Origin of the sequence: Pseudomonas putida (assembly GCF_002741075.1) — a bacterium.
GTDB classification, from domain to species: domain Bacteria; phylum Pseudomonadota; class Gammaproteobacteria; order Pseudomonadales; family Pseudomonadaceae; genus Aquipseudomonas; species Aquipseudomonas putida_T.
The window spans coordinates 4,904,486-4,918,528 of the sequence record NZ_CP016634.1 but is presented as its reverse complement, the minus strand read 5'-3'; the positions used below and the strand labels follow the sequence as shown (position 1 = coordinate 4,918,528).

At 63.0% G+C, this 14,043-nt stretch carries 10 protein-coding genes; 5 read left to right on the top strand and 5 right to left on the bottom strand.

Annotation, left to right across the window (positions count from 1 at the left end; genetic code table 11):
* Positions 1-159 precede the first annotated feature (159 nt).
* The gene (gcvP, locus tag IEC33019_RS22940) at positions 160-3,033 is read left to right on the top strand and encodes an aminomethyl-transferring glycine dehydrogenase (protein WP_070093655.1); all 2,874 of its coding nucleotides are present in this window, start codon (positions 160-162) and stop codon (positions 3,031-3,033) included.
* A gap of 167 nt (positions 3,034-3,200) precedes the next feature.
* On the opposite strand, the gene IEC33019_RS22935 is transcribed toward gcvP, so the two are convergent.
* The 3 genes from IEC33019_RS22935 to IEC33019_RS22925 form a co-directional block, all read right to left on the bottom strand.
* On the bottom strand, positions 3,201-3,515 hold the full coding sequence (locus IEC33019_RS22935) for a DUF2388 domain-containing protein (RefSeq protein ID WP_070093654.1): 315 nt from the start codon (positions 3,513-3,515) through the stop codon (positions 3,201-3,203).
* A gap of 92 nt (positions 3,516-3,607) precedes the next feature.
* The gene (locus IEC33019_RS22930; protein WP_070093653.1) at positions 3,608-5,290 is read right to left on the bottom strand and encodes a GspE/PulE family protein; all 1,683 of its coding nucleotides are present in this window, start codon (positions 5,288-5,290) and stop codon (positions 3,608-3,610) included.
* Between the two features lie 129 nt (positions 5,291-5,419).
* Positions 5,420-5,746: a hypothetical protein gene (locus IEC33019_RS22925; RefSeq protein WP_070093652.1), complete on the bottom strand. Its 327-nt coding sequence runs from the start codon at positions 5,744-5,746 to the stop codon at positions 5,420-5,422.
* 126 nt (positions 5,747-5,872) lie between these two features.
* Here IEC33019_RS22925 and IEC33019_RS22920 point away from each other — a divergent pair, with 126 nt between their 5' ends.
* Positions 5,873-6,343 (top strand): Lrp/AsnC family transcriptional regulator, encoded by a 471-nt coding sequence (locus IEC33019_RS22920; protein ID WP_070093651.1) that lies wholly within the window; start codon positions 5,873-5,875, stop codon positions 6,341-6,343.
* A 99-nt stretch (positions 6,344-6,442) separates the two neighbouring features.
* Here IEC33019_RS22920 and IEC33019_RS22915 read toward each other — a convergent pair whose 3' ends face one another.
* A complete protein-coding gene (locus IEC33019_RS22915; RefSeq protein ID WP_070093650.1) occupies positions 6,443-7,810 on the bottom strand; it encodes a CYTH domain-containing protein in 1,368 nt (455 codons plus the stop codon).
* Between the two features lie 122 nt (positions 7,811-7,932).
* Between IEC33019_RS22915 and argE the strand changes: the two genes are divergently transcribed.
* Both argE and argA read left to right on the top strand, forming a co-directional pair.
* The gene (gene argE / locus IEC33019_RS22910; RefSeq protein WP_070093649.1) at positions 7,933-9,075 is read left to right on the top strand and encodes an acetylornithine deacetylase; all 1,143 of its coding nucleotides are present in this window, start codon (positions 7,933-7,935) and stop codon (positions 9,073-9,075) included.
* A 126-nt stretch (positions 9,076-9,201) separates the two neighbouring features.
* Positions 9,202-10,500 carry an amino-acid N-acetyltransferase gene (argA, locus tag IEC33019_RS22905; RefSeq protein ID WP_070093648.1) on the top strand — a complete coding sequence of 433 codons (1,299 nt, stop codon included), beginning with the start codon at positions 9,202-9,204 and terminating at the stop codon, positions 10,498-10,500.
* A 140-nt stretch (positions 10,501-10,640) separates the two neighbouring features.
* Here argA and IEC33019_RS22900 read toward each other — a convergent pair whose 3' ends face one another.
* Positions 10,641-12,017, bottom strand: coding sequence for a glutamine synthetase family protein (locus tag IEC33019_RS22900; RefSeq protein ID WP_070093647.1), 1,377 nt, complete (start codon positions 12,015-12,017; stop codon positions 10,641-10,643).
* Positions 12,018-12,684: 667 nt separating this feature from the next.
* On the opposite strand from IEC33019_RS22900, the gene IEC33019_RS22895 reads away from it, so the two are divergent.
* Positions 12,685-14,043 (top strand): glutamine synthetase family protein, encoded by a 1,359-nt coding sequence (locus IEC33019_RS22895; RefSeq protein ID WP_043211541.1) that lies wholly within the window; start codon positions 12,685-12,687, stop codon positions 14,041-14,043.

The following is a 14,043-nucleotide window of genomic DNA, read 5'->3' as shown; positions in this document are numbered from 1 at the left end:
CTACGGGTATCCCGCCTCCCACAGGATCCAGCCGAACCCTGTGGGGCGGGTTTGCCCGCTACGAAACCCCTGGGTAAAGCAAGTTTTCACGCAGCATCGGCAATCCCTTCCTAGACTTGTAAGTCTCCATGAGACCTGGACCAGGAAGAGACGATCGCCATGTCCCAGTCGCCATCCTTGAGTCAACTGCAAGAGTTCAACCCCTTCCTGCGTCGTCACCTGGGGCCTGATGCCTCGGAGCAGAAGGCCATGCTCGATGCCCTCGGCATCGCCAGTCGCACCGAACTGATCGAACAGACCGTGCCCCCAGGCATTCGCCTGGCCCGCCCGCTCGACTTGCCGCCCGCCCTGGACGAGCAGGCTGCCTTGGCCAAGCTGGCCGGCTACGCGCAGCAGAACCAGATCTGGACCAGCCTGATCGGCATGGGTTACCACGGGACCCTCACGCCCACCGTCATCCTGCGCAATGTGCTGGAAAACCCAGGCTGGTACACCGCCTATACGCCCTACCAGCCGGAAATCGCCCAAGGGCGCCTGGAAGCGCTGCTGAACTTCCAGCAAATGGTGATCGACCTGACCGGCCTGGCCCTGGCCAATGCCTCATTGCTCGATGAGGCCACGGCAGCGGCGGAAGCCATGGCCCTGGCCAAGCGGATGGCCAAGAGCAAGAGCAATATCTTCTTCGCCGATGAGCACTGTCATCCGCAAACACTCTCGGTACTGCGCACTCGCGCCGAGGGCTTCGGCTTCGAGCTGATCGTCGATTCGCTGGACAACCTGGGCAAACATCAGGTGTTCGGCGCCTTGTTGCAGTATCCCGACACCCATGGAGAAGTTCGCGACCTGCGGCCGCTGATCGACCAACTGCATGGCCAGCATGCGCTGGCCTGCGTCGCAGCGGACATCCTCAGCCTGGTGGTGCTCACCCCGCCCGGTGAACTAGGGGCCGATGTGGTACTGGGCTCGACCCAACGCTTTGGCGTGCCTATGGGCTATGGCGGCCCCCATGCCGCTTATTTCGCTTGTCGCGACGAGTTCAAGCGGGCGATGCCGGGGCGCATCATCGGCGTGTCACGCGATGCGCGCGGCAACACCGCCCTGCGCATGGCCTTGCAGACCCGCGAGCAGCACATTCGCCGTGAAAAGGCCAACTCCAACATCTGTACTGCCCAAGTGCTGCTGGCCAACATTGCCGGGTTCTACGCCGTGTACCACGGCCCCGAAGGGCTGAGGCGCATCGCCCAGCGGGTCCACCGGCTGACGTTCGTCCTCGCCGCTGGCCTGGAGGCCAAGGGCATCAAGCGGGTGAACCAGCATTTCTTCGATACCCTCACCCTCGATGTCGGCGGTACCCAGGCAGCGATCATCGAAAGTGCCGAGAAGGCGCGGATCAACCTGCGCATTCTCGGCCGCGGGCATTTGGGTGTGAGCTTGGACGAGACCTGTACTGAGGCGACGGTGATGCGCCTGTTCGATGTCTTCCTGGGCGTCGACCATGGGCTGCGTATCGCCGAGCTTGACGCCCAGGCGCTGCCCGAAGGCATACCGGGCGCCCTGGTCCGGCGCACGCCGTTGCTCACCCATCCGGTGTTCAACCTGCACCATAGCGAAACCGAGATGCTGCGCTACCTCAAGCAACTGGAGAACAAGGACCTGGCGCTGAACCAGTCGATGATCCCTCTGGGGTCGTGCACCATGAAACTCAATGCCACCAGCGAGATGATCCCCATCACCTGGCCGGGCTTCGCCTCGCTGCACCCCTTCGTACCGGCCGCGCAGGCCCAGGGCTACAAGGTCATGATCGACGAGCTGGAACGTTGGTTGTGCGCCATCACCGGCTTCGATGCTATCTGCATGCAGCCCAACTCGGGCGCCCAAGGCGAATATGCAGGGCTCATGGCGATCACTCGCTATCACCAGAGCCGTCGACAGCCGCAGCGAACCCTGTGCCTCATTCCGTCATCGGCTCACGGCACCAACCCTGCGTCGGCGCAGATGGCCGGCATGGAAGTGGTGATCGTCGATTGCGACGATGAGGGCAACGTCGACCTGGATGACCTGAAGACCAAGGCGCGCACGGCCGGCGACAGACTGTCCTGCCTGATGATTACCTACCCCTCGACCCATGGGGTGTACGAAGAAGGCATTCGTGAGATTTGCGACGTCATCCACCAGCACGGGGGGCAGGTGTACATGGATGGCGCCAACCTCAATGCCCAGGTCGGCCTGACGCGGCCGGCCGACATCGGTGCCGATGTCTCGCACATGAACTTGCACAAGACCTTCTGCATTCCCCATGGCGGCGGGGGCCCTGGGATGGGGCCGATCGGGGTACGTGCTCATCTCAAGGCGTTCGTTGCCAGCCACCCGGTGGTGCCGGTGCCGGGGCTCGACCCGAACAACAGTGCAGTCAGCGCCGCGCCCTGGGGCAGCGCAAGCATCCTGCCGATCAGCTGGATGTACATCGCCATGATGGGGCCGCAATTGGCCGATGCCAGCGAGGTGGCGATCCTGTCGGCCAACTACCTGGCTCATCAGCTCGACGGCGCTTTCCCGGTGCTGTACCGGGGGCGCAACGAGCGTGTGGCCCACGAATGCATCCTCGACTTGCGCCCGCTCAAGGCGCTGACTGGCATTACCGAGGAGGATGTGGCCAAGCGTCTGATGGACTATGGCTTCCATGCGCCGACCATGTCTTTCCCAGTGCCGGGCACGTTGATGGTCGAACCGACCGAGAGCGAGTCCAAGGCTGAGCTGGACCGTTTCGTCGAAGCCATGCTGGCAATCCGGGCGGAGATCGATGAAGTGAAGGAGGGCAACTGGCCGGCAGACGACAACCCGCTCAAGCATGCGCCGCATACCCTCGCCGATGTGTTGGGGCCCTGGACGCGGGCCTACAGCGTGGAGCAGGGCGTAGCCCCGAGTGCTCACGTGCGGCTGCACAAGTACTGGCCTGCGGTGAATCGGGTCGACAACGTGTATGGGGACAGGAACCTGTTCTGCTCGTGCGTGCCGGTGGAGGCGTATCGCTGACGGAGATATAACCTGAGGCTCTGAGCCGCACATTTGGCGGGTAAACCCGCTCCCAAGAGCCAGCGCGGACCCTGTGGGAGCGGATTCACCCGCGAAGAAGACGCCCCGGAGCAGGTCCGTTGCCCATGATAGGCCCGGTGATGGATCCGTAGGCGTGTCCCTGCGGTTTATTCGGCGACGGCGTTCTTGGCCAGGATCGCGTTGGCCAGGTCCATGTCGGTGGCGGTCATGCCGGGGTTGTCGGCGCGTACCTTACGGATCGCCGCTTCCAGGTACGGCCCGCGAATGGCGCCTTCGCTGGCGACGAAGCTACCGGCATCGTCTTGGGCTGCCACGACCATCTTGTGGTCACGAGAGGTCAGGTAGCTCGACGCAGTGGTCGCGCCGGAAGTCATGATGTTACGCCAGAACGTATCGGCCATGGCGGAGCCAACAGGCAGCGAAAGCAGGGCGGCAGCTGCGATGGCGGTTTTGAGACGCATGGTGCATTCACCTCGAATGGTGAGGGTGGTGGGAGTGGCCGTTTGGATCGTGTCGGGGTGGCGCAAGTTCCCTGAATACAAGGGTTTTTTGCTCACGAGCAGACCCTGAGCACCTCTGCCAGACAGGTCTGCCCCGCGCTGATTTTCACCTCCCCGCAATGACGTAGATCCTGCAAACCTTCCGCCAGGGCCATCCGGCGCAGTGCGGCCAGATCACTGTTGGGGCCGATGCTGGCGCGCAGGCCTTCGCTTGGGACCAGCAGCTCGAACAGCCCCGTGCGCCCAAGAAACCCCGTCCCTCGGCATGCACGACAAGCCAGGTCGTCGAGGGCCGCCGCACCTCGGCATTCGCAGCAAAAAGTACGCACCAGACGCTGGGCCATTACGCCGAGCAGCGTGGCCTTGATCAGGTAGTCCGCCACACCCAGCTCCTGCAAGCGGGTGATCGCGCTGCAGGTGTCGTCGGTGTGCAGGGTGGAAAGCACCAGGTGCCCCGTCAGCGCCGCCTGGACCGCGACCTGGGCTGTTTCGCGATCGCGTATCTCGCCGATCATGATGATGTCTGGGTCCTGGCGCAGCAGGGCGCGCACGCCATCGGCAAAACCCAGGTCCAGGCTTGGTTGGACCTGCAGCTGGTTGAACGCAGGCTCCAGGCGCTCGATAGGGTCTTCGATGGTGCACAGGTTGACCTGGGGTGTGGCCAGTTGTCGAAGGCTGGCGTAAAGCGTGCTGGTTTTGCCCGAGCCCGTGGGGCCTGTGACCAGGACAATGCCTTGGCGATGGTTCAGCAACCCTTGCCACTGGCGTAGCAAGTCGCCCTCCAGGCCCAGGTGGCGAAAGTCCTGGTGTGACTGCTGGGAGTCGAACAGCCGTAGCACCAGCTTTTCACCAAAGGGCGTGGGCAACGTGGATAGCCGCAGCTCCACCTCGCCTCCCCCCGGCTGACGGCTTTTCAGGCGACCATCCTGGGGGCGGCGTTTTTCCGCGACATCCATACGCCCCAGATGCTTGAGGCGGCTGACCAATGCCAGGATGACGCCGGCGGGAAACGCATAGACGGTATGCAGCAAGCCGTCGATGCGGTAGCGCAACTGGCCCTGCTCACGGCGCGGCTCGAGATGGATATCGCTGGCGCGCTGTTCGATTGCGTACTGCAGCAGCCAGTCGACGATGTGCACGATGTGGGCGTCATCGGCGTTGGCTTCGGTCTGGCGCTGGCCAAGTTCCAGCAGATGCTCCAGCTCGCCCAGGCCCGTGGTCTGCTGGCGCTGTGCGCCGTTGACCGAGTGGGCCAGGCGAACGAAGGTCTGGGCCAACTGGCGAATCTGCACCGGGCTGGCCATCACACGGCGGATCGGCTTGCCCAGGCTGCGGGCAAGGTCGGCTTCCCACTCGCACTGGAAGGGCTGGGCGCTGGCCACCGTGACGCCGCTGTCATCCACGGCCACGGCGAGGATGCCGTGGCGCTGGGCGAAGGCTGGCGACATCAGGCTACTGACCTGCTGCAGGTCGACTTGCAATGGATCGATACGCATGAATGGCTGGCCGGCCCGGGTAGCCAGCCATTGGCAGAGGGTGTCCAGGTCCAGGCTTCGGTCGGGATGGCGACGGTCTTGGAGGCCCAGACCGGCGATGATCTCCAGCGGATGCTGGTCTGGGCGGCGATGGGCCTGTTCGAGGACGCGTAAGGTATCGCTGGCATCCAGGTGCTGTTCGGCGAGCAGGGCGTCGAGCAGCCGGCTCAGATCGAGGGCGTGGGTATCGTCGGTGTACATGGTGGCTTCCTTGCCAGGGTGGATCGGTCCCGGGGAAGGCTAGCCGGCATCGGATGAAACAGGTGGGGTAAAACGTGTCTGGATCTTGCTCCGCAAGCGCCGAGCGTGGCCAACGCTCGCTCGCGACCCTCAGCGTGCGGCCACCTCGGCCATCCGAGGCAGGTTTTCCAGGCTCACTTGATCGATACACACCAGGTTGCGCAGCTTTTGCGCAATGACTTCGGCGCGGTGCCAGCTCAATCCGCCCACGTTCACTTCGATGTTCAGCAGATCGTCTCTCTGTTCCACATGAACACGGTGCGGTGTGAGGAACTGCAACGCGAAGAGGTTGAGTACCCGACACAGACTGTCCGGCTCGGCCTCGGCCTGCAGGCGAAAGCGGGCGGTGCAATGCGCGGCGCTGGCGGCCCAGGTGTCGGTGCGTTGTGGGGGCTCGGGGCGTTCAAGTGCGTTCATGCCGGTCTCCATTGTCGAGGCAGAAATTCTGGCACGTCTGCGTGGGCATTTTTTCGCTATGATTCCAGCGAATTGCCGGATAGACAGATAGAACTATTCGAAAATCCAAATAATGGAGAATTGTTAATGCAGTGCGAGCTCGACGCTTACGACCGCCGCATTCTGGAGCTATTGCAGGAAGATGCTTCGCTGTCCAGCGCGCAGATCGCCGAGCGTATTGGCCTGTCGCAATCGCCGTGCTGGCGACGCATACAGCGGTTGAAGGAAGAGGGGATCATTCGTGGTCAGGTGACCTTGCTCGACCGCAAGAAGGTTGGCCTGAACACGCAGATCTTCGCCGAGGTAAAGCTCAACGCCCATGGGCGTTCGAACTTCACCGAATTCACTGAGGCGATCCGCGGTTTTCCACAGGTATTGGAGTGTTATGTGCTGATGGGGTCGGTGGATTTTTTGCTGCGCATCGTCACGTCGGACATCGAAGCCTACGAACGGTTCTTCTTCGAGCAGTTGTCCAACGTGCCGGGGATTCAGGAGGTCAACTCGATCGTGGCCTTGTCCGAAATCAAGTCCACGACCAGCTTGCCGTTATCGGGGTGAAGCGTTTGCGGGTGCACCCGCTCCAGGTACGGCGCGGGCCTCAGGCTTTGCGGCAGTTCCTGTAGGAGCGGGTTCATCCACGAAGCAGACGATGCGCTATCAGACTTTGAGCAGATGCTTCCAGCCCCGGCTCTGATCGATGGCGCGAGCCTGCTCGATCCGCGCTTCTAGCAGTTCATCGCTGATCGGCAGTTCCGCCAGCTCATGCAGTTTCTTCAGGTCGCCATACAGGCGATCCATCTGCGGCGCCTCGAGCACGTGGCGGGCATGGTGCAGCCAGGCCAGCAATTGCTCGATGCGTGGCAGTTGCTCGGCAAGGTCTTCCGGACGCTGGGCATACAGCGGCAGCTTCAGCGAGCGGCCTTCCTCGCCCAGCAGGTGCACCAGCCAGCTGGCCAGGTGCGCCTTGCCCTGGCGCTCGCCCCGGCCGGCGCGATCGACGGTCCAGGTGCGGGCCAGCAGCCAGCGCGAGGTTTCCAGGGAGAACTGGCCCCAGCGGGTGTCTTCGAGTTCATCGCCGAACTGCTCGGGGGCGGCGCGGCGGACGTCTTCGTCGTCATTGCCAGCCTGTACCAGCGGACGCCAGTCTTCCAGCAGCGCATCCAGGCGCATGCGCAGGTCTCGGGTGGTGGCACGCGGTGCGGCCTGCCCCAGGGTGCTGACCAGGGCGCGCAGCTCGGCCAGGCACTGCACCCAGTCCTGCAGCAGGCGCCAGTGGCCGCTGTGACGGTATTGCTCGGCCAGGCGCTGGCTGCTGCCCAACAGTTGCCAGGCCAGCGCCGTGAAGGCGTCGTCCACTGAGGTTTCGGCTTCAAGCTCGGTGCTGGGCAGGCTCAGCTCGTAGCTGTCGGGCTCGAGCAGGCGGTAGCCACGTTCGGCCTTGCTGATGTCGCAGGGCATCAGCGGCAGACTGGCAGCCAGTTCGGCGGCGAGCTCCAGCAGTGCCTCGGGGGCGCCTTCGCGCAGTTCGAGCTCCAGCTCGCAGATTTCTTCCTTGCGCTTGCCGGCGATGACGAAGCCCTGGTCCAGGGCGGCCTCGATCACCACTTTGGCCTTGCCACGGCCCCAGGCGATCTCCGCGAACTCGCGGGTGAAATCGGTGGTGAATAGCGGCTTGATGGTCTTTTTGTCCAGCCCCGCCAGTTGTTCCGGCCAGCAGGTGTCGTCGAGCTTCTTGAGGTCCAGCTTGACCTTGTCCAGGTGCCACTCGTGCTCGTTGCGCTCGGACAGGCCTGCCACGCTCTGGCCGCGGCACTTGAGGGTCTGGATGATGACCTCGCCGTCACGACGCAGGCGCAGGGCGACGCGCGCGGCCGCGAGGTCGCGGTCCGGGGTGTCGAAGTACTGGTTGAGCAGCTCGCGAGTCTGCCAGCCGGACTTGTTGCGCTTTTTCAGCAGGGGGTGCTCGCGCAGGGCGGCAAGGGTCTCGCGGCTGGCGCGGAGCTTGAGTTCGGTTTCTTTGTGCATCGCAGGCTCGAAGGAGGGGGCATCGTTGCCGTGCAGTCTACAGGAGTCGGCTCTTGGCTGTTGGGTTGTTCCAGGGGCTGGATGCATTGCTATGATGGGCTTCGAGCCCGAGGAGAGCGCCTATGCCCTTGCCGTCGCTGAGAGACCAGTTCGCCGCCCTGATCGCCGCACCGTCGGTCAGTTGCACCCAGCCTGCATTGGATCAGTCAAACCGACAGGTCATCGAGCTGCTGGCCGGCTGGCTGGGCGACCTGGGTTTTGCCTGCGAGATCCGCCAGGTAACGCCCGGTAAGTTCAACCTGCTGGCCAGCCGTGGCACGGGCCCCGGGGGCTTGGTCTTGGCCGGGCACAGCGATACCGTGCCTTACGATCCGCAACTGTGGGCGAGCGATCCGCTGAAGCTGACCGAAGTCGATGGCCGCTGGGTCGGCCTGGGCAGTTGTGACATGAAAGGCTTCTTCGCCTTGGTCATCGAGGCCGTGCTGCCGTTGTTGGAGCACGACTTCAAACAGCCACTGCTGGTTCTCGCGACCTGCGACGAGGAAAGCTCCATGTCCGGCGCCCGCGCCCTGGCCGAGGCCGGCCAGCCCCTGGGGCGTGCGGCGGTGATCGGCGAGCCCACGGGCCTGCGGCCGATCCGCATGCACAAGGGCATTCTCATGGACCGCATCGATATCCTCGGCCGCAGCGGCCACTCGTCGGACCCAAGCCTTGGGCACAGTGCTCTGGAGGCGATGCACGCGGTGATGGGCGAGCTGATGGGGCTGCGCCAGCAATGGCAACAGGCCTACCGCAACCCGCAGTTCAGCGTGCCGACCCCCACGATGAACCTCGGCTGCATCCATGGGGGTGACAACCCCAATCGTATCTGCGGCCAATGTGCCCTGGAGTTCGACCTGCGCCCGCTGCCAGGTATGGATGTCGAGCAACTGCGCGCGGCGATCCGGGAAAAACTGCTGCCGGTTGCCGAGCGCCACGAAGTGCGCATCGACTATGCGCCGCTGTTCCCGGAAGTGCCGCCGTTCGAGCAGGCCGCCGACACCGAACTGGTGCAATTGGCCGAACGTCTGACCGGCCATCGCGCCGAGGCAGTGGCCTTTGGCACCGAAGCGCCTTATCTTCAGCAACTGGGTTGCCAGACCATCGTCTTGGGCCCTGGCGACATTGCCTGCGCCCACCAGCCGGGCGAATACCTTGAAATGTCACGTATCGAGCCTACCGTGCGTCTATTACGTGAATTGATCCGGCATTATTGCTTGAGCTAAACGTCCATTGACCTGATTCGTCCCTGTCTAGAGGAGACCGCGCGTGACCGTAAGCCTGTTCCGACGATGATTTTGAACGCCGCCGTTTGTTCGCCGTTCTCCGTTCACTTATCCACAGGCCCTGTCATGCCCGATTACGTCAACTGGCTTCGCCATGCTTCTCCCTACATCAACGCCCATCGCGATTGCACCTTCGTGGTCATGCTTCCTGGCGATGGCGTGGATCACCCCAACTTCGGCAACATCGTCCATGACCTGGTGCTGCTGCACAGCCTTGGCGTGCGGCTGGTGCTGGTCCATGGCTCGCGCCCGCAGATCGAAAGTCGCCTGGCCGAGCGCGGTCTGACCCCTCATTACCATCGCGGCATGCGTGTCACCGACGCGGCGACCCTGGACTGCGTGATCGATGCCGTCGGCGCCTTGCGCCTGGCCATCGAGGCGCGCCTGTCGATGGATATCGCCGCCTCACCGATGCAGGGCTCGCGCCTGCGGGTGGCTTCGGGCAACCTGGTCACTGCCCGGCCGATCGGGGTGCTCGAAGGGGTCGACTATCACCACACCGGCGAGGTACGGCGAATCGACCGCAAGGGCATCAACCGCTTGCTCGATGAGCGCTCCATCGTGTTGCTGTCGCCCTTGGGCTACTCGCCCACTGGGGAGATCTTCAACCTGGCATGCGAAGACGTGGCCACCCGCGCCGCCATCGAGCTTGGCGCCGACAAGCTGCTGCTGTTCGGTGCCGAACCTGGCTTGCTGGACGAGCATGGCAAGCTGGTGCGTGAACTGCGACCGCAACAGGTGCCCGCGCATCTGCTGCGCCTGGGCAGCGACTATCAGGGTGAACTGCTGGATGCCGCCGCCGAGGCCTGCAAGGGCGGCGTAGCACGCAGCCATATCGTCAGCTATGCCGAAGACGGCGCGCTGCTGACCGAACTCTTCACCCGCGGTGGTGGTGGCACGCTGGTGTCCCAAGAGCAGTTCGAAGTGGTGCGTGAGGCGACCATCGATGATGTGGGTGGTTTGCTGGAGCTGATCAGCCCGCTGGAAGAGCAGGGCATTCTGGTGCGGCGCTCGCGCGAGGTGCTGGAGCGTGAGATCGAGCAGTTCAGCGTCGTCGAACGAGAGGGCATGATCATCGCCTGCGCGGCGTTGTATCCAATCGCCGATTCCGAGGCCGGGGAGCTGGCGTGCCTGGCGGTGAACCCTGAATATCGCCATGGCGGGCGCGGTGACGAGTTGCTGGAGCGGATCGAGAGCCGGGCGCGGCAGCAGGGGTTGAGCACCCTGTTCGTGCTCACCACCCGTACCGCGCATTGGTTCCGTGAGCGCGGCTTTGTGCCCAGTGGTGTGGAGCGGCTGCCGGCAGCGCGGGCATCGCTGTACAACTACCAGCGTAACTCGAAGATTTTCGAGAAGTCGCTTTGAGTCCGTGCTGACAAGCATTCACCTCACAGGCACACCGCTGCCTTCGAGGGCTGCATGGCTTTGGTGGGAGTGGGTTTACCCGCGAAGCAGGCGACACGGTCCTTGAATGAAAACGCCGCCCCTGGGGGCGGCGTTTTCGTTCACACGGTATGCAGATACCAGTTGTACTCGAGGTCGGAGATCGAGTGCTCGAACTCCTCCAGCTCGCTCTCCTTGCACGCGACGAAAATGTCGATGTACTTCGGATCGATGTACTTGTTCAGGATTTCACTGTCGTCCAGCTCGCGCAGGGCATCGCGCAGGTTGTTCGGCAGGCTCTGCTCCAACTGCTCGTACGAGTTGCCTTCGATCGGTTCGCCCGGCTCGACCTTGTTAGTCAGGCCATGGTGCACACCGGCCAACACGGCAGCCATCATCAGGTACGGGTTGGCATCGGCACCGGCTACGCGGTGTTCGATACGCACGGCGTCCGGCGAGCCGGTTGGCACGCGCAGGGCCACGGTACGGTTGTCCAGGCCCCAGCTCGGCGCATTCGGCACATAGAACTGTGCGCCGAAGCGACGGTACGAGTTGACGTTCGGGCACAGGAACGCCATGGACGCGGGCAGGGTCTCGAGCACACCGCCGACAGCGTGACGTAGCGCGGCGTTCTGCTCGGGATCCTCGCTGGTGAAGATGTTGTTGCCATCTTTGTCCAGCACGGAGATGTGTACATGCAGGCCATTGCCCGCCTGGCCCGGATAGGGCTTGGCCATGAAGGTGGTGTCCATCTCATGGTCGTAGGCGATGTTCTTGATCAGGCGCTTGAGCAGTACGGCGTAGTCACAGGCCTTGAGTGGGTCGGCGACGTGGTGCAGGTTGACTTCGAACTGGGCCGGGGCGCTTTCCTTGACGATGGCGTCGGCGGGAATGCCTTGCTCCTTGGCGCCTTCGAGGATGTCCTGCAGGCAATCGGCGTATTCGTCCAGGTCGTCGATCAGGTACACCTGGGTCGACTGTGGACGTTTGCCGGAGATCGGCGAGCGCGGCGGCTGCGGACGGCCGTTCACGTTCTCCTGGTCGATCAGATAGAACTCGAGCTCGAAGGCTGCGCAGATCGTCAGGCCCATCTCGGTGAACTTGTTCACGACCTGGCGCAGGACCTCGCGCGGGTCGGCGAAGAACGGCTCGCCTTCCAGTTCGTGCATGGTCATCAGCAGCTGGGCGGTGGGGCGCTTCTGCCAAGGTTCGTTGGAGAGTGTGTCAGGGATCGGGTAGCAGATGCGGTCGGCATCGCCGATGTCCAGGCCAAGGCCGGTGCTTTCGACGGTGGAACCGTTGATATCCAGGGCGAAGAGGGAGGCGGGCAGGTTGATGCCTTTCTCGTAAACCTTGTGGAGGCTGGTGCGTTCGATGCGCTTGCCGCGCACCACACCATTCATATCTGCAATCAGAAGGTCAACGTAGAGAACCTCAGGATGTTCCTTAAGGAACGCGTTCGCTTCGTTAAGCTGAACGGCACGCGGGGGTACCGACATGATGCAACACCTTTGTTGTTAAAAATATCAATCAAGGGGGGCTTGCAAGCCCAGTCAATCCGAAAGACCTGGCGAAGTCAAGCCAACCCCATGATGCCCCTAAATGGCACAGCAACGGCAGAAATGCTGCATCTGGGGGCAACTCATTATCCGCTATTTTGGCCCCAAAGGGCTATCGTGGCCTGAGCGTGGTTTATTTTTTACGGAGTGGTTGTGTAAAAAAATGAACAAGGCTAAGCTCGGACTCAACCCAGAACACAATAATACGAGGGTCACATGGTCCGCCTGCCGAGACCTGAATGCGCTGCCTGGGCCGCGCACACAGGTATTCCCAGCATTCGCCGCGATGGCTTCGCACGCATCGAATCCTGCGCGCGCGCTCTGCTCGCAATAATTGACGGCTGGTCAGGTCCATCCTCCGTTCGTAGCAGTTTCCTGCACGTCTTTTCGCTTCTCTGCCCTTTATTTGTATCGCGGACACGCTTGTATCGAGTGTATCTGCTGTCGTCTTGCGCGTGGGTTTTTGCTTTAGCCAAGCACTGCATCCAGAATCAAGGCGCGGGTCTGCCATGGCATTTGTGGCCAGGCAGCGTCCGCCTTGATCGACGCCAAGCGTCAGCGGCGCCCGACTATCGTCAGCCGGGCCACATTACCTCCTGAGGTATTTATGAGTACCAACCTCGACCAGCTCACCGATTGGTTGAAAGAGCACAAGATCACCGAAGTGGAATGCCTGATCAGCGACCTGACCGGCATCACCCGCGGCAAGATTTCGCCGACCAACAAATTCATCGCGGAAAAGGGCATGCGCCTGCCCGAGAGCGTCTTGCTGCAGACCGTGACCGGCGATTACGTCGACGACGACATCTATTACCAGCTGCTGGACCCGGCCGACATCGACATGATCTGCCGTCCCGACGAGAGCGCTGTGTTCCTGGTGCCGTGGGCCATCGAGCCTACCGCCCAGGTCATCCACGACACCTACGACAAGAAGGGCAACCCGGTCGAGCTTTCGCCGCGCAATGTGCTCAAGAAGGTCCTCAAGCTGTACGCCGACAAAGGCTGGCAGCCGATCGTGGCACCTGAAATGGAGTTCTACCTGACCAAGCGCAGCGAAGACCCCGACTTCCCGCTGCAGCCGCCGGTGGGCCGCTCCGGCCGTCCGGAGACCGGCCGCCAGTCGTTCTCCATCGAGGCCGCCAACGAGTTCGACCCTTTGTTCGAGGACGTCTACGACTGGTGCGAGCTGCAGCAGCTAGACCTCGACACACTCATCCACGAAGACGGCACGGCGCAGATGGAAATCAACTTCCGTCACGGCAACGCCCTGCACCTGGCCGACCAGATTTTGGTGTTCAAGCGCACCATGCGTGAGGCGGCGCTCAAGCACAACGTGGCGGCGACCTTCATGGCCAAGCCCATGACCGGTGAGCCGGGCAGCGCCATGCACCTGCACCAGAGCGTGGTCGATGTGGCCACCGGCAAGAACATCTTCTCCAACGAGGACGGCAGCATGAGCGAGCTGTTCCTCAACCACATCGGCGGCCTGCAGAAGTTCATCCCTGAGGCGCTGCCGCTGTTCGCTCCCAACGTCAACTCGTTCCGCCGCTTCCTGCCGGACACCTCGGCACCGGTGAACGTCGAATGGGGCGAGGAGAACCGTACCGTCGGGCTGCGCGTGCCCGATGCCGGCCCGCAGAACCGCCGCGTGGAAAACCGTCTGCCCGGTGCCGACGCCAACCCCTACCTGGCCATCGCCGCGAGCCTGCTGTGCGGCTACATCGGCATGGTCGAGGGCATCGGCGCCAGCGCGCCGGTCCAGGGCCGTGGCTACGAGCGGCGCAACCTGCGCCTGCCGCTGACCATCGAGGATGCCTTGGAGCGCATGGAGAACTGCCGCGCACTGGAGCAGTACCTGGGCAAGAAATTCATCAGCGGCTACGTGGCCACCAAACGGGCCGAGCACGAGAACTTCAAACGGGTAATCAGCTCCTGGGAACGCGAGTTCCTGCTGTTTGCCGTCTGA